Source organism: Aestuariivivens marinum, assembly GCF_022662175.1.
In the GTDB taxonomy this organism is placed as follows: Bacteria; Bacteroidota; Bacteroidia; order Flavobacteriales; family Flavobacteriaceae; genus Aestuariivivens; species Aestuariivivens marinum.
The window spans coordinates 1,531,003-1,548,543 of record NZ_JAKMCR010000001.1 but is presented as its reverse complement, the minus strand read 5'-3'; the positions used below and the strand labels follow the sequence as shown (position 1 = coordinate 1,548,543).

General features: G+C 38.7%; 11 protein-coding genes. 7 read left to right on the top strand and 4 right to left on the bottom strand.

Annotated features, from left to right (window positions below; genetic code table 11):
* The first annotated feature begins 1,020 nt into the window (after nt 1-1,020).
* The gene (locus MR053_RS06730; protein ID WP_242131679.1) at nt 1,021-1,770 is read left to right on the top strand and encodes a hypothetical protein; all 750 of its coding nucleotides are present in this window, start codon (nt 1,021-1,023) and stop codon (nt 1,768-1,770) included.
* A gap of 126 nt (nt 1,771-1,896) precedes the next feature.
* Here MR053_RS06730 and MR053_RS06725 read toward each other — a convergent pair whose 3' ends face one another.
* From MR053_RS06725 to MR053_RS13955, 3 genes are all read right to left on the bottom strand, one after another.
* A complete protein-coding gene (locus tag MR053_RS06725) occupies nt 1,897-4,368 on the bottom strand; it encodes a GumC family protein (RefSeq protein ID WP_242131678.1) in 2,472 nt (823 codons plus the stop codon).
* Nucleotides 4,369-4,370: 2 nt separating this feature from the next.
* A complete protein-coding gene (locus MR053_RS06720; RefSeq protein WP_242131677.1) occupies nt 4,371-5,165 on the bottom strand; it encodes a polysaccharide biosynthesis/export family protein in 795 nt (264 codons plus the stop codon).
* A gap of 1,384 nt (nt 5,166-6,549) precedes the next feature.
* The gene (locus MR053_RS13955; RefSeq protein ID WP_255744874.1) at nt 6,550-6,675 is read right to left on the bottom strand and encodes a hypothetical protein; all 126 of its coding nucleotides are present in this window, start codon (nt 6,673-6,675) and stop codon (nt 6,550-6,552) included.
* Between the two features lie 278 nt (nt 6,676-6,953).
* Here MR053_RS13955 and MR053_RS06715 point away from each other — a divergent pair, with 278 nt between their 5' ends.
* The 6 genes from MR053_RS06715 (at nt 6,954) to secA (ending at nt 15,217) form a co-directional block, all read left to right on the top strand.
* Complete coding sequence (locus MR053_RS06715) at nt 6,954-8,816, top strand: ABC-F family ATP-binding cassette domain-containing protein (protein ID WP_242131676.1); 1,863 nt, start codon at nt 6,954-6,956, stop codon at nt 8,814-8,816.
* Nucleotides 8,817-8,938: 122 nt separating this feature from the next.
* Entirely contained in the window at nt 8,939-9,247 is a 309-nt protein-coding gene (locus MR053_RS06710; RefSeq protein WP_242131674.1) for a GIY-YIG nuclease family protein, read from the top strand.
* 56 nt (nt 9,248-9,303) lie between these two features.
* A complete protein-coding gene (locus MR053_RS06705; protein WP_242131672.1) occupies nt 9,304-10,158 on the top strand; it encodes an O-methyltransferase in 855 nt (284 codons plus the stop codon).
* A gap of 276 nt (nt 10,159-10,434) precedes the next feature.
* Nucleotides 10,435-11,007: a cob(I)yrinic acid a,c-diamide adenosyltransferase gene (locus tag MR053_RS06700; RefSeq protein WP_242131671.1), complete on the top strand. Its 573-nt coding sequence runs from the start codon at nt 10,435-10,437 to the stop codon at nt 11,005-11,007.
* 460 nt (nt 11,008-11,467) lie between these two features.
* Nucleotides 11,468-11,689 carry a DUF2795 domain-containing protein gene (locus tag MR053_RS06695; protein WP_019387375.1) on the top strand — a complete coding sequence of 74 codons (222 nt, stop codon included), beginning with the start codon at nt 11,468-11,470 and terminating at the stop codon, nt 11,687-11,689.
* Nucleotides 11,690-11,863: 174 nt separating this feature from the next.
* On the top strand, nt 11,864-15,217 hold the full coding sequence (secA, locus tag MR053_RS06690; protein WP_242131669.1) for a preprotein translocase subunit SecA: 3,354 nt from the start codon (nt 11,864-11,866) through the stop codon (nt 15,215-15,217).
* Between the two features lie 496 nt (nt 15,218-15,713).
* Here the strand turns inward: secA and argS are convergent, their stop codons facing one another.
* A complete protein-coding gene (gene argS / locus MR053_RS06685) occupies nt 15,714-17,498 on the bottom strand; it encodes an arginine--tRNA ligase (RefSeq protein ID WP_242131666.1) in 1,785 nt (594 codons plus the stop codon).
* Nucleotides 17,499-17,541: the final 43 nt, after the last annotated feature.

Here is a 17,541-nt window from a genome sequence, read left to right as displayed (position 1 = left end):
CACCAAAAGCATGAGGCGGAGTTCAGAAATTAAACACGGTACAACATCAATAACAGGGAAAACGTGCCTTATAGCTGGCAGGCGAGCGTCAAAAGATTGAAGAAGACGTAAAAAACCTATGCTGTTTGACGACCAACGGAAGGAGTCCATAGGTTTTAGACTTCAAAATCCTTTTTGACCGCCGAAGCTATAAGCACTAGACTTTTTTGTTACTTTTTTGGGCAATTCAAAAAAGTAAAACCAACCTTGTTCCTCCTGGGTCAAGCGTAAAAAAACAGTCTAGTAGACTGTTTTAGCGAAGGAGCCAGATGGCGCATGGTAAAGAGGTGGCTAAATGCAGCAGCATTTAGACGGAGGATTCAAAACCACCACACAAACACTTTCCATCAACAAGGGAACATGTCACAAAGTGACGGAAGGGTCTATACACACATCAAAACGTGCATTATAGCTGGCAGGCGAGCGTCAAAAGATTGAAGAAGACGTAAAAAACCTATGCTGTTTGACGACCAACGGAAGGAGTCCATAGGTTTTAGACTTCAAAATCCTTTTTGACCGCCGAAGCTATAGGCACTAGACTTTTTTGTTACTTTTTTGGGCAATTCAAAAAAGTAAATACCTATATGGCCAGTCACCAAGCCATCAAACTGAATGGAGACACCTAAATGTATTAGTATTTCGTATGTGGATTAAATTTTAATTAGTATCAATTAAGCATTCTTTCCATACGGTTAGTGTATGGCTCAAGTATGGATAATGTATGTCAAGGGCATTTCAGCAGAATACATAAAAAACACCATTTTTTAAATAAATCAGCTAAATAGTTTATAATTCAACATATTCTAATACCTACAACAGTAATTCAATACAACCAGTATAAATCCAGTATACATTAGCAACGGTACATAAAGAGTATATCACATTACTAAATTCAAAATATGGTATACAACCCCAAATCAAGTACCACATAAAAGTTTAACCAGAGTGTCTTAATAAAAGATACTCACAAATCTTATTATTATGGCAAAACTTAAAAGTTTTATCAAAATTGAAGGAACCCTAGACGACTTGACCTTTTACAAAGGTAAAGAAGGGTATTTAGTAAAAACCAAAAGCGGTGTTAGTGCTAAACGCATTAAAAACGATCCTGCTTTTGCACGAACCCGCGAAAACGGTGCCGAATTTGGCCAGGCAGCAACAAGTGGCAAACAATTGAGAAGGGCTATTTTAGCCTTATTAACCGATGCTAAAGACGACTTGGTAACCTCACGCTTAACACAAACAATGACCAAGGTAAAGAATGCCGACACCACCTCCCCAAGAGGAGAACGTAAGGTCGCTATTGGATTAACAACGGCACAAGGAAAATTGACTTTAAATGGTTTCAACTTTAACGAAAATGCCATTTTAAGTAGTGTACTGTTAAGCGATTATACACTTAATACAGCCACTGGAGAAATTGACATCCCCGATTTTATACCCCAACAAAACTTAGATGCTCCAGAAGGTGCTACTCATGTAAGCTTAGAAGCAGGATTTTTAAACATTGACTTTGCTACCGATGACAAAGACCTGCAATTAAGCCCAATCTTTAATACCGCGATTAACAACACGATAACACCAGTGGCATTAACTCCTGTTGGGGTACCAAGCGGATCGGGAAATGCACTCTATTTTTTAAAAGTAGCCTTCTTTCAGGAAATCAACGGCATACAATACGCCCTTAACAACGGTGCTTTTAATGCCTTACAATTAATTGAAGTCTTATAAAAAAAGGAAGCCAAAAAAACTCCTCCCTTATCCAAAGGGAGGTGGCTAAACGCTATAGCGTTTAGACGGAGGAATCAGAAATGACTCCCAACGAAGGAACAGGTACAAAACCCTAAAAAATCATAACTAAACCCGTTTAAAAAATTGTTTCACCCTACCCAAAACTGAGGACTTATCTTTTTCATGGTAGGCCTCCCCATACACGCCATAACCATAGCCATAGCCATAGCCATAGCCATAGCCATAATTTTGGTTGGTTTTGTGTTTATAAAAATTAAGAATAAAACTAATGTTCTTTAATTCACCTTTACGATGTTTCGCATTTACCAATTGCAACATGCCCTTTTTGGTAAAATCCAAGCGCACCACAAATAATATGGCATCGGCAAAGTTCGCTATCTCCAAGGCATCGGTAACCAAACCTACCGGCGGGGTGTCCAGCACTACAATATCATAAGTGTTCCTGAGTGTGCTAATCAGTTCATCCAGTTTACCCCGCATTAACAATTCACTGGGATTGGGTGGTATGGGCCCGCTGGTGACCACATGTAGATTGTCAATATGGGTTTTTTCCAACACAGATTCAAATGTCTCCTCCCCAATAAAATAATTAACAAGTCCCTTATCATTATCAAGGTCAAAATCATTAAATATTTTAGGTTTACGTAAATCCAGACCCAGTAATATGGTTTTCTTGCCCGATAAAGCATAGGCCGTAGCCACATTAATGGAACAAAAGGTCTTGCCTTCCCCACTTACCGATGAGGTCACCATAACCGTACGTCCCCCTTCCTTTGGTAGCTGTTTATAAAAAAACTGTAAACTGGAACGTATGGCCCTAAAGGATTCGGCAACGGCCGATTTGGGTTTTTCAAATACCACCAAATTATTTTTATAACGGTATTTGCCAATCAACCCAATAATAGGAATAGTAGACAGGCGTTCTACTTCATCCGAGCCATGAATGGTGGTATCCAATAAAAATACAATAAAGATGAGGCCCAGTGGCGCAAAAAAGCCAACCATAAGCGCCATCATATAGTTTAGGCTCTTGTTGGGCCCTATAGGCGGGTTCCCTATATCCTTAGCCTCATCTATCATTGAAATATCTGAGACATTGGCCGCCTTTACAATAGCGGCCTCACTACGCTTGGCCAGATAAATATCGTAGGCTTCCTGACTTAAATCCAGCTTACGCTGTATTTTTAAATACTCTTGCTGGTCTTCGGGCAATTCACTGAGCTTCGCCTCCAGCTTACGTATTTGGGCATTTAGCGTATTTAGCTGTATGGTAATGTTTCTTTTGGTGCCCGAAATAATTTCAAACAGCACATTCTTTTCGGCATCAATACGGCTATCCAACTCCTTAAACAAAGTGGAACCTTCCTTGGTGGTTGCTTCCAAATTTTGGCGCTCAATGGCCAAATTGGTAATCTTACCCACGCTTGTTAAAATATTACTTTCCTCAATACCTACAGAGGAGGGTGCAGCAATATCGGTATAGTCGGTTTTGGTTTGCAAATAGGTCTCCAACAGGTCTAAATAACGCAACTTGTCGTTAACCACATCTTTTTCCCTATCAAATGCCTTGAGTTTAGCCGACACCTCCTGCATTTCCACATCTACATCAAATATTTTATTTTGGGTTCTAAAGGCATCCATTTCCTCGCTCACGGCCTTTAAATCCACATTAACCGCATTTAAGGTACTGTCTATAAACTTAATGGTGTTAGTAGCATACTGGTTTTTACGTTCCAATTCGGTTTTACTCAATATGGCAACGGTAGTATTTAAGTAATCTACAATCTTGGCCTTATTGGTGCCAGACATCGCTAAGTTTAATACTGCCGAAGACTGCCTGCTGGGAGCGGCACTAACCGCTCTGGAATACTGATACACAATCCCGTCAAAATTGGCAAATTGAATATAATATTCAGCACCCGGCCTTACACTTGCTCCCTGCCTTATTTGTAAGGTCAAGTTTAAAAAAGAAAGATATACAGGTGTTCCAACTTTAAACCGCTCATTAAAGTCGCCCAAGGGAACAGTAACACCTTGTATGGTCTTATCACCATACTTTTGCACCGAAACACGATCTCTTTCAAAAGTAGTGAACACCTCAAAAATACTATCATTTACAAAACGAATACCTATGGGCTTACCCAATAGCTGCCCTTTTGTTTTATCTATATCCACACGAAACGGTGCCCTGGTATAAATATCCTCCATACGATACTTACCCTGCACCAAATAGCTTAGGTAATACTGTAGGGAATCCACCACCAATTCGTTATGTGCTCGAGTATTGAGCGAGGTCATTATTTTACCCACCTTACCCGACACCCCGCCCCAGTTAAAGGAGATACTGGTATTGGCCGTAAAAAAAGGGTTTTGGTCATTCTCAATAGAGACCAAAGCACCCAGACGATAAATGTTTTGCTTACGTACATTAATGGAATAGGCTATCACCATGGCAATCCCTATACTCAATAAAATAAGTTTCCATAGGTGGAGCACCTTAAACAAAAAACCCTTAAAATCGAAGGTCATCCCTTTCGATTCTACATGGTCCAGATCTTCAAATTCGTTATAAGACATGTTTACAGGCGATTAAATAGTAAAATGGTGGTCGTTACCAACGACAATATGGTCGCTACGGCACTAATATTTTGCAAGGCATTAGTACCCGTACCCCATGATTTTTGTCTTAAGGGTTTTACATAAATCATATCGTTGGGTTGAATATAGTAATAAGGCGATTGCATCACTTGCCTATCGGTTAAATCGATATGGTGGATCTTTTGGCCATCAGCGTATTGCCTTATAATAAGCACATCCTTTTTGTTTCCTGTATCCGGTATATCGCCAGAGTTGGCAATAGCCTCAAAAATATTGGCGCGCTCCTGATATAATATTTTTGTGCCTTTACCATTAATTTCGCCGTAGGTTGTGTATTTTAATCCTGTAAGTTTAACCGTAACAAAAATATTGGCGGTTTCCTTAAACTGGTCTTCCAAAAGCATTTGGGTAATTATTTGTTCTATATCTTTAACGGTATAACCCAAAACCGACACCTCACCCAACTCAGGAATGCGAATTTTACCGTGTAAATCTACCGTAAACCCATCAAAATAGGCACGCTCACCGGCGGTAGCGTTTAAATTACCCTCCCCAATGGGGTTAAATATCTCTGCGTTTTCTTGATCGGTTACTTTGATACGTATATTTAAAATGTCATTGATTTGAACACGATAAGGCTTTTGCTGTTCTACTATAACAGGGATCGAATCGGTTGCCTGGGCCTTATTTTGTAAATAAAGCGTATCCTTATAAGGAATGCAGGACACCAACGCAACCTGCATCAGTATAATGGTAATAAAAAAAGCGTTTTTCATATTGAGGCCTAATGCTTAGTCACAAAGCTACATATTTTTTTATTATATCGAACGCCCTAACTCCACCCTAATTTATAATGGAGGTGGCCAAATGCATTTGCATTTAGAAGGTGGGTTCAAAGCACATATTATGGATAACCAAAATGTGCTTTTTAGCGGGCAGGCGAGTGTCAATGGATTGAAGAAGTCGTAAAAACCTATGCTGTTTGACGACCAACGGAAGGAGTTCATAGGTTTTAGGCTTCAAAATCCTTTTTGACCGCCGAAGCTGTAAGCACTAGACTTTTTTGGTTCTTTTTTTGGCAATGAAAAAAAGAACAAAACCAAACTCCCCTTTCTCCCGCTTTACAGCGGCATTCATTCCCCTCTTAAACTTAAGAGGGGAACAAGCAATATTAAACTTTATGGCAAACCAGTTCCTCCCGGGCCAAGCGTAAAAAAACAGTCTAGTAGACTGTTTTAGCGAAGGAGCCAGATGGCGCATGGCAAAGAGGTGGCTCACGCTTACAGTGTGAGACGGAGGGTTCAAAGCGGATATTATCACAAACCAAAATGTGCATTGTAGCTGGCAGGCGAGTGTCAATGGATTGAAGAAGTCGTAAAAACCTATGCTGTTTGACGACCAACGGAAGGAGTTCATAGGTTTTAGGCTTCAAAATCCTTTTTGACCGCCGAAGCTGTAAGCACTAGACTTTTTTGGTTCTTTTTTTGGCAATGAAAAAAAGAACAAAACCAAACTCCCCTTTCTCCCGCTTTACAGCAGGATTCATTCCCCTCTTAAGCTTAAGAGGGGAACAAGTGATATTAAACTTTATGGCAAACTAGCTCCTCCCTTGCCCTGTAAGGGAGGTGGCTAAATGCTTTAGCATTTAGAAGGTGGGTTCAAAGCACATATTATGGATAACCAAAATGTGCATTTTAGCTGGCAGGCGAGTGTCAACGGATTGAAGAAGTCGTAAAAACCTATGCTGTTTGACGACCAACGGAAGGAGTTCATAGGTTTTAGGCTTCAAAATCCTTTTTGACCGCCGAAGCTGTAAGCACTAGACTTTTTTGGTTCTTTTTTTGGCAATGAAAAAAAGAACAAAACCAAACTCCCCTTTCTCCCGCCCTAAAGCGGCATTCATTCCCCTCTTAAATTTAAGAGGGGAACAAGCAAAATGGAACCTTACTATTTATATTTTAATAATTAATTTAATTAACCTTGTTCCTCCCTTGCTCTGTAAGGGAGGTAGCTAAATGCAATAGCATTTAGACGGAGGGTTCAAAGCGGATATTTTCACAAACCAAAATGTGCATTGTAGCTGGCAGGCGAGTGTCAATGGATTGAAGAAGTCGTAAAAACCTATGCTGTTTGACGACCAACGGAAGGAGTTCATAGGTTTTAGGCTTCAAAATCCTTTTTGACCGCCGAAGCTGTAAGCACTAGACTTTTTTTGGTTCTTTTTTTGGCAATGAAAAAAAGAACAAAACCAAACTCCCCTTTCTCCCGCTTTACAGCAGGATTCATTCCCCTCTTAAGCTTAAGAGGGGAACAAGCAATATTAAACTTTATATTAAATCAGCTCCTCACTTGCCCTGTAAGGGAGGAGGCTAAATGCTTTAGCATTTAGACGGAGGGTTCAGTAATAGTTCAATTAAAAACCGTAACTAGCTCCAATCCTAAATAATCAAACTCCCCGACCACACTAATCGTGTACCTACCCCCCTTTGTCATAAGAGGAGAACAAGTGATTTTAAACCTCCTAAACTTCCCATATTTTTCCGTTCTTTGCAAAAAAAGACCCATTGAATTACCTAACAGTTGAAAACATATCGAAATCCTACGGCGAATTAACGCTTTTCGAGAATATTTCCTTCAGCATACATAAAGACCAAAAAATTGCTTTTGTAGCTAAAAACGGCACGGGAAAAACCTCTATTCTAAACATCCTTTCGGGTGAAGATCAAGCCGATTCGGGTAATGTCATTTACCGTAAAGACATTACAGTATCCTTTTTGTCGCAAGACCCAAAGTTTGATAGCTCGCTTACCGTTGAAGACACCATTTTTGCCAGTGACAACCCTATTTTAAGCATCATTAGCAATTACGAAAAAGCCCTTTTAGAACCCAATGACACCGAAACCTACCAAAAGGCTTTCGAAGCCATGGAACAACACCAAGCATGGGATTTTGAGACCCAATACAAACAGATTCTTTTCAAGTTAAAATTAGATAAACTCGACCAGAAAGTCAGCACCTTATCGGGTGGACAAAAAAAAAGGTTGGCACTGGCCAACGCCCTAATCAACAAACCCGATTTGCTCATCTTAGATGAGCCTACCAATCATTTGGATCTAGAAATGATTGAATGGCTGGAAGCCTTTTTCGCCAAAGAACAGATTACCCTGTTTATGGTGACCCACGACCGGTATTTTTTAGAACGGGTCTGTAATGAAATCATTGAATTGGATGAAGGCCAGCTCTACAACTATAAAGGCAATTATTCCTATTACCTTGAAAAACGGGAAGCCCGTATAGAACGGGAAGCGGTAGAGACCGGAAAGGCCAAGCAACTCTTTAAAAAGGAACTGGAATGGATGCGCCGTCAACCCAAAGCCAGAACCACCAAATCCAAATCACGAATAGACGATTTTAAGGACATCAAGCACCGCGCCCACCAACGCCGTAAAGACCATCAAGTGCAATTGGAACTCAACATGGAACGCTTGGGTAGTAAAATCATAGAGTTTCATAATGTCTCTAAAGCCTTTAAGAATAAAACCATTTTAAACAAATTTGATTATACCTTTAAAAAGGGGGAACGCATAGGGATTATTGGAAAAAATGGCACAGGTAAAACCACCTTTCTAAATATTTTAACCCAAGTCGCCAAACCCGATTGGGGCAAGGTGGTTAAAGGTGACACCGTTAAATTTGGATACTACACCCAAAACGGCATTAGCATAAAACCAGAACAAAAGGTCATTGATGTTATTCGAGAGTTTGGAGATTACATTCCATTAAAAAAAGGCCGACAGATTAGTGCTCAACAACTATTGGAACGCTTTTTATTCAGCAGAAAAAAACAATACGATTTTGTTGAAAAACTAAGTGGTGGTGAACGCAAGCGCCTGTATTTGTGTACCGTGTTAATTCAAAACCCTAATTTTTTAATCCTTGATGAACCTACCAACGATCTGGATATTGTTACCCTGAACGTTTTGGAAGAATTTCTACTGGATTTTCCTGGTTGTATTATCGTTGTATCGCACGATCGCTATTTTATGGATAAGGTTGTAGATCATTTATTTGTATTTAAAGGTGAGGGTATAATTGAAGATTTCCCTGGAAACTATACCGATTATAGAATTTACGAAGATAGCCAACCCATTGTAAGTACAACTTCTGAAAATAAAAAGGATAAAACGGCATGGAAACAAAATGAAGCATCAAAACTCTCCTATAATGAAGAAAAAGAACTAAAGAATATAGAAAGCAAGTTGAATAGCTTGGCCTATGACAAAAAGGAGCTGGAAAGCAAATTTAACAACCCCGATTTAACCCAAGAAGAGATCAACACCCTTTCAGATGAATTACAACAACTTATAAAAACCATTGAAGCTAAAGAAGAACGCTGGTTTGAACTATCGGCTAAACTGGAGGAGTAATTCTTTGTCACCTCTAGCGTGATACAATACCATATATTATCTCTACTGTCAGGGTAAGCGCAGTCGAACCCCAATTTATTTTATTATGTTTGTATTACCTAAACACCTACTATCATTTAACTATGCTTATTTATTATGTATACATACTCCAATGTAAAGATGGTAGTTACTACACAGGAATAACCAGTGATTTAGAAAAAAGATTTGCTGAACATCAATCTGGCTTCAAAAAAGATTCATATACCTGTAAAAGAAGACCTTTAACTTTAGAGTTTTATCAAGAATTTAATGATGTCGAACAAGCTATATATTTTATAAAGAAAATAAAAAAATGGACTAAGGCTAAAAAAGAAGCCTTAATAAAAGGAGACTTTAATATGTTGCAAATACTTTCAGAGTCTAGAAATGCAACTCATTTTAAATATAGGTGATGCAGCCAAGAGGCTTCGACTGCGCTCAGCCTGACAATCAAATACTTTATCTTTAAGTGCATCAAACATTCCAATACATAAAGTTTCTACTTAAATCTACCAACCAACATGGTGTACACTCCCCTTTTGTGTATAATTTGGTTACAAAATGTTTTTATGACAGAACAGCGTATAAAGACTATAAAACAATCACCAAATACAGGAAAAAACTATTAAAGAACAATACTAAAATTTTGGTAACCGATTTGGGCGCAGGCTCTCAAATTATGAAACACCAAGAGCGTAGCATTTCCCAAATGTCCAAACACGCTGGCACAACCCTCAAAAGAGCCAAACTCTTATATAGGCTTAACCGCTACTTTAAGTTTGAACATATTTTAGAGCTGGGCACATCGTTGGGCATTGCAACACACGCATTAAGTTTAGGCTATCCAGAATCCTATATCGAAACTATTGAAGGATGCCCTACAGTTTCTAAATTCACCATGCAACAGTTTAAAAATCAGAAAATAGAAAATATTAGTTTCATTGTAGACGAATTTAATGACTACCTGAAATCTAAAATCCAAAATCCAAAACCCACTAAAGTCAGACTGAGCGCAGTCGAAGCCCAACAAACAACTAACAACAAACAACTAACAACAAACCGAAAACCAACGTACGACCTTATCTTCTTTGACGGTAACCATCAAAAAGAAGCGACTTTACATTATTTTGAATCGTTATTGGAAACCATTCACAATGATTCTGTATTTATCTTTGACGATATTTATTGGAGTAATGGCATGACAGAAGCTTGGAAAACCATAAAACAGCATCCAAAAGTTACCGTAACCATTGACACTTTTTACTGGGGTTTCGTCTTTTTTAGAAAAGAACAGGCTAAAGAGCATTTTACGATTAGGGTTTAAAAACGTAAATTGCCTAAACTATTCCAACTTTAAATCATGCTTTGGATTCTAATAATAGGTTTTTAATTATAACATTTTTTGTTGGTAATTCTAGTGGACAAATAAAGAGACTTCAAAAAGAATTATAAGTTAAAGAAAGTAAATAAGAAATTAAAAAAGGAAGTAATTATTTTATTTCTAATAGTCTATCTTTAATCTTCAACTGTCATTCCTATGTTTGTGAATATGTGGCAAAAAATCTTTTAACTTCTAACTTTTAACCTTTAACTTTGAAATATGAAGATTTACACCAAAACTGGAGACCAGGGCACAACAGCTTTATTTGGAGGCACCCGAGTACCAAAACACCATATTCGTATTGAAAGTTACGGCACCATAGATGAGTTAAACTCCTATTTAGGGTTAATTCGCGATCAGGATATCCATGAAGATTATAAAAATGTAATTATTAATATTCAAGAGCTTCTGTTTACTATTGGTGCTATTTTAGCCACCGACCCTCAAAAAGCTACGTTAAAAAGTGGCAAGGCACGCTTGAATATTGAAAAAATAAGCATTAAAGACATCGAACATTTAGAACACGAAATGGACCAAATGAACGAAAACTTGCCTTCAATGACACACTTTGTGCTTCCTGGTGGCCACCAAACCGTGTCATTCTGTCATATAGCCCGCTGTGTATGCAGGCGGGCAGAGCGTTTAGCTTCTGCTTTAAACGAGTTGGAACCGTTTGAACCTAATGCCTTAATATACCTAAACCGCCTTTCTGACTATCTTTTTGTATTGGCACGGAAGTTGACCTACGACTTACAGGTAAATGAAATTAAATGGATTCCTGAGAAGCATTAAATTTTAGTCATTGTGAAACATTTGAAAAATGTTGTGGCAATCTGTTAAATGAAATAAAGATTACCTCATCGCAAAAGCTCATTGTAATGACCATATATTAAGCGAAACTTAGGCCATGCCTAGGGATTACAGCGGCATCCTTTTTAAAACCTGAATGTAACAGATTGTAAGTACTAGAATTTGGCAGATTATTACATTCTTCGTCCACGTAACGACATTTTAAAAAGATATAGCGGAAAGCCCGACCTGTCACCCTGAGCGCAGTCGAAGGGCAGGTAACGCCCAAAAAACAATTAAAACAGTAGTGCTTTTCAACAAATATGGGACTTTTAAAGATTTTGATTTCAGCTGATTATAACACAAAATAAACGCTCTTTTAAGTAATGATTAAATAATTCATTTTTTTCTTGTTTGTTTGAACTAAAAAATTATTTTTGCACAAAATTAAACCCATAAAGAAATGTATTGGACTTTAGAACTTGCATCCTACTTAAGTGATGCGCCCTGGCCAGCAACCAAGGACGAGTTAATAGATTACGCTATTAGAACCGGTGCCCCTTTGGAGGTTGTTGAAAATTTACAGTCAATTGAGGACGAAGGCGATTCTTATGATTCAATTGAAGAAATTTGGTCTGATTATCCAACAGATGAAGATTATCTGTGGAACGAAGATGAATATTAAATAAAAAGCATAAAGAATAGTTAAAAAGTCTCGATTTTGAGACTTTTTTTTATTCAAATAATTAAACATAGTGTATCTTTGAATGCCTTAAAACGCACAAAAAACACTACTAAATAATATGGAACCTAATACAGCTATTTGCTATTTCGGTTCCACATAACAAAATATATACCCATGAGTTTTTTAAATTCTGTATTGAAGGTTTTTGTTGGAGACAAATCCAAACAGGATGTTAAGTCCATTATGCCCATTGTAGAGCAAATAAAAACCTTTGAATCGGCACTAGAAGCCTTATCACATGACGAATTACGAGCTAAAACAATCGAGTTTAAAGCCAAAATTGCTGAGGCCAACAAAGCCATAGATGAGGAAATTGCCAACCTGCTGGAAGAAGCCGAAAACACCGAAGATATAGATAGACGTGAAGATATTTATCAGGATATTGATAAACTAAAGGACGACGCCTATAAAATAACCGAAGATGTATTAAACGACATCCTGCCCGAAGCCTTTGCCGTTGTAAAAGAAACTGCTAAACGTTTTGTAAACCATACATCCATAGCAGTTAAGGCCAACGAATTTGACAGATCCCTATCAGGAAACAAAGATTATATTACTTTAGATGGCGACAGTGCCATATATTCCAATTCTTGGGATGCCGCCGGCAAACCCATCACGTGGGACATGATACACTACGACGTACAACTTATAGGCGGTATTGCACTACACCAAGGTAAAATTGCCGAAATGCAAACAGGTGAAGGTAAAACCTTGGTCGCTACCCTGCCCGTGTATCTAAACGCTTTAGCGGGCAAAGGTGTACATCTGGTAACGGTAAACGACTACTTGGCCAAACGGGATAGTGCGTGGATGGCACCCATTTTTGAGTTCCATGGCTTGAGTGTAGACTGTATAGACTACCATCAACCCAACTCAGCAGCACGTAAAAAGGCCTATAATGCCGATATTACTTATGGTACCAACAACGAATTTGGTTTTGATTACCTAAGAGATAACATGGCTCACGCACCAGACGATTTGGTACAACGTCCACACCACTATGCTATTGTAGATGAGGTGGATTCTGTATTGGTGGATGATGCCCGTACCCCATTGATTATTTCAGGCCCCATTCCAAAAGGCGATCGTCATGAATTTAATGAACTAAAACCTAAAGTTGATGATATTGTAGGTGTACAACGCAAATACTTAACTGGGGTTTTGGCAGAAGCTAAAAAATTAATAAAAGAAGGCGATACCAAGGAAGGTGGTTTTCAATTGCTACGTGTGTTCCGTGGTATGCCAAAAAACAAGGCGCTTATTAAATTCCTATCAGAAGAAGGCATCAAGCAACTGCTTCAAAAAACCGAAAATTTTTACATGCAGGACAACAATAGGGAAATGCCTAAGGTTGATGCCGAACTGTACTATGTAATTGACGAAAAAAACAATCAAATAGAGCTTAGCGATAAAGGGGTGGAATATCTTTCTGGAAAAGATGATCCTAACTTTTTTGTGATGCCAGAAATAGGTCTTGAAATAGCCCAAATTGAAAAGCAAGGTTTATCCCCTGAAAAAGAAGCCAAACTCAAGGAAGAATTATTTAAGGATTTTAGCGTCAAGTCGGAGCGTATCCATACCCTTAATCAACTTTTAAAAGCTTATGCCCTTTTTGAAAAAGACACCCAATACGTGGTTATTGACAATAAGGTGATGATTGTTGATGAACAAACGGGACGTATTATGGACGGTCGTCGCTATAGTGATGGGTTGCACCAAGCGATTGAAGCTAAGGAAAATGTAAAAATTGAAGATGCCACCCAGACCTTTGCCACGGTAACCCTCCAGAATTACTTTAGAATGTACCGCAAACTTTCGGGTATGACCGGTACTGCCGTAACCGAGGCCGGGGAATTTTGGGAAATCTACAAATTGGATGTGGTTGAAATCCCAACCAACCGCCCTATTGCCAGAGACGACAGGGACGATTTAGTCTACAAAACCAAGCGCGAAAAGTATAATGCCGTTATTGAGGAAGTGACCCAACTTTCGCAAGCTGGCCGTCCGGTTTTGATTGGTACCACCTCGGTAGAAATTTCGGAGTTACTAGGTAAAATGTTGAGCATTCGTAAAATACCACATAACGTACTGAACGCGAAACTCCATAAAAAAGAAGCCGATATTGTTGCCGAAGCGGGTAGACCGGGACAGGTTACCATTGCCACTAACATGGCCGGTCGTGGTACGGATATTAAATTAACCGAAGAGGTTAAAAAAGCGGGCGGGTTGGCCATCGTGGGTACCGAACGTCACGATTCGCGCCGTGTGGACCGCCAATTACGTGGTCGTTCAGGTCGTCAGGGAGACCCAGGAAGCTCACAGTTCTATGTGTCGTTAGAAGATAATTTAATGCGCTTATTTGGTAGTGAACGCATTGCCAAAATGATGGACCGTATGGGATTGAAGGAAGGCGAAGTGATCCAACATTCCATGATTTCCAAATCTATTGAACGCGCCCAGAAAAAAGTGGAAGAAAACAACTTTGGGGTTCGTAAACGTTTGTTGGAATATGACGATGTGATGAATGCCCAACGTGAGGTGGTATACAAACGCCGTCGTCATGCCCTGCACGGTGAGCGCTTGCGTGTAGATTTGGCCAATATGATTTTTGACACTTCGGAAGGAATTGCCGAAACCAATAAGGGTGCTAACGATTACAAAAATTTTGAGTTTGAGCTGATTCGGTATTTCTCAATGAGCGCACCCATTTCTGAAGCAGATTTCGAGAAATTAACCGTCCAAGAAATCACTTCAAAAATATACAAGGCAGCTTTTGAACATTACAGAGAAAAGATGGAGCGTAATGCCGATATTGCCTTCCCTGTGATTAAGAATGTATACGAAACACAAAGTGATAAATTCAAGCGTATTGTAGTGCCGTTTACTGATGGCGCAAAAACCCTGAACGTGGTTACCGATCTTCAAAAAGCATATGAAACCAATGGTAAGCAGTTAATTACCGATTTTGAAAAGAACATCGCTTTAGCCATTATTGATGATGCGTGGAAAACCCATCTTCGTAAAATGGACGAATTAAAACAATCGGTACAACTGGCAGTCCACGAACAGAAAGACCCTTTATTGATCTATAAATTTGAAGCTTTTGAACTGTTCAAGGCCATGATAGACCAAGTGAACAAAGATGTTATTTCATTCTTGTTTAAGGGTGAATTGCCACAGGAAACGCAAAACACAATACAAGAAGCACGTGCCAGAAAAAGAGAGAAGCTAAACACACAAAAGGACGAAATTCCTAATTTGGATGAACGTTCAGCACAGGCTAGAGCTGCTGGTAATACTCAACGCAGACAAGAAGTTGTTGAGACCATTGTTCGTGATAGACCAAAAATAGGTCGTAACGACCGTGTAACCATTAAGCATGTTATAAATGGTGAAAACAAAACCTTGAAATACAAACAGGCCGAACCTTTAATTGCCAAAGGTGATTGGGTGTTGGTTGAGGATTAATAAATATATTCCTGTGCTCTGCCCTGAGCTTGTCGAAGGGAAAACAGGAATCTCATAATAAAAATCCCGATAGCTGAATAAGTTATCGGGATTTTTTATTTCTAAACCCTCCGACTAAATACCATAGTATTTAGCCACCTCCCTTCCAGGCAAGGGAGGAACAAGTATCTTGAATTAATTCATTGAAATGAAGTAAGCTGAGTTTAAAAATCATGATAGAAAAATGTACTCGAAGCAAAAAATAGATTCTTCAGTCTCACGAATTCTCGGAATCCTTCTGAATGACAAAAACACTACATCCGTTTGGGACTTGAATACCAAGTACACGAAATGCCTTTGTCATTCCTGCGAAGGCAGGAATCCAGTAAGTTAGGTTGGCTTATCTTTATGGGATTTCTCACTTTAGCCTGTCTTGAGCATCTCGACTTGGCTCGATACGGGCTTAAGTCCAAAGATTCGAAATGACATCAAACTGCAAAAAAATCAATACATTCTATTACATCCGTTCCGGGACTTGAATACCAAGTACACTAAACGCATCTTTAATGGTAGATGCTACTTTTTGCGACAGTTGTACCCTAAATATTTTATCAGTTTCGGTATCTGCACCCAAAATAGAAACGTTTTGATAAAACGAATTGAATTCCTTAACCAAATTATAAGTATAATTGGCTATTAAAGCAGGACTATGCTGTTCTGCTGCAAATTGAACAACCTCTGGAAACAGTTCTAATTGCTTAATAAGTTCTCGTTCTTTATCATGAAGAGACCTTTCGACTGCGCTCAAGGTGGCATGGTAGTCAAAATCGGCTTTTCGGATTATGGATTGAATACGTGCATAAGTATATTGAATAAACGGTCCCGTATTGCCTTGAAAATCGATGGATTCCTTAGGATCGAACAAAATACGTTTTTTAGGATCCACCTTAAGAATAAAATACTTTAGTGCTCCTAATCCTATAACTTTGTAGAGTTCCTGTTTTTCTGCTTCGGTATAACCATCCAGTTTCCCTAATTCTTCCGAAATCTCACCAGCCGTTTGTGCCATTTCATCAATCAAATCGTCGGCATCAACCACTGTCCCTTCCCTGCTCTTCATTTTTCCACTGGGTAAATCGACCATACCATAACTTAGATGATATAAGTTTTTGGCCCAATCAAAACCTAATTTTTTTAGAATTAAAAACAGTACTTTAAAGTGGTAGTCCTGTTCGTTACCAACGGTATAGACCATACCACCTACATCGGGAAAATCCTTGATACGCTGTATTGCAGTTCCAATATCCTGAGTCATATAAACTGCTGTGCCGTCGGCACGTTGTACAATTTTTTTATCAAGCCCCTCATCGGTTAAGTCACACCACACCGAACCATCCTCAGCCTTTTCAAAAACACCAGTTTTTAAACCTTCTGCTACAAACTCTTTTCCCAACAAATAGGTGTTGCTCTCGTAATACAATGTATCGAAATCAACTCCAAGGTTTTTATAGGTTTCGTTAAATCCGTTGTAAACCCAACCATTCATTGTTTCCCAAAGTTCAACCACAGCTTTATCACCTGCTTCCCATTTACGGAGCATCTCTTGGGCTTCTATAAGAAGAGGTGCCTGTTTTTTGGCTTCTTCCTCTGGTATTCCCTTTGCTACTAAACCTTGAATCTCGGTTTTGTATTCTTGATCGAACTTCACATAATAATTACCAACCAGTTTATCTCCTTTCAAGCCTGTACTTTCAGGTGTTTCCCCATTACCAAACCTTTTCCAAGCCAACATACTTTTACAAATATGAATACCCCTATCGTTTATAATTTGTGTTTTATAGACTTTTTTACCAGATGCCTTTAATATTTCTGCAACACTATAGCCTAAAAGGTTGTTTCTAATATGTCCTAAATGTAACGGCTTATTAGTATTTGGTGAAGAATACTCCACCATTATGGCTCTCTCCTCTGGATTTGGCTTTACAAATCCGAAGTGATCTTGCTTGTAGATACTATTAAAAAAATTGATATAATACGAATCGTTAATCTCAAGGTTTAAAAACCCCTTAACAACATTAAAGGCTTTTACGTCTGTAGCATGTTCAAGCATATAAGCTCCAATAGTTTCACCTATCTGTACTGGATTACCTTTAACAAAACGTAACAAAGGGAAAACAACCACTGTAATATCGCCAGCAAATTCCTTTCTTGTCGCTTGGAACTCCACTGAATCGACATCTACCTGAAATGCTGATTTTACAGCTTGTTTTACCTGAATTTCTAATGTCTCTTGAAGATTCATCCTATCTTGATTAATAAGTGTGCAAAGATAGAATTTTTATCAA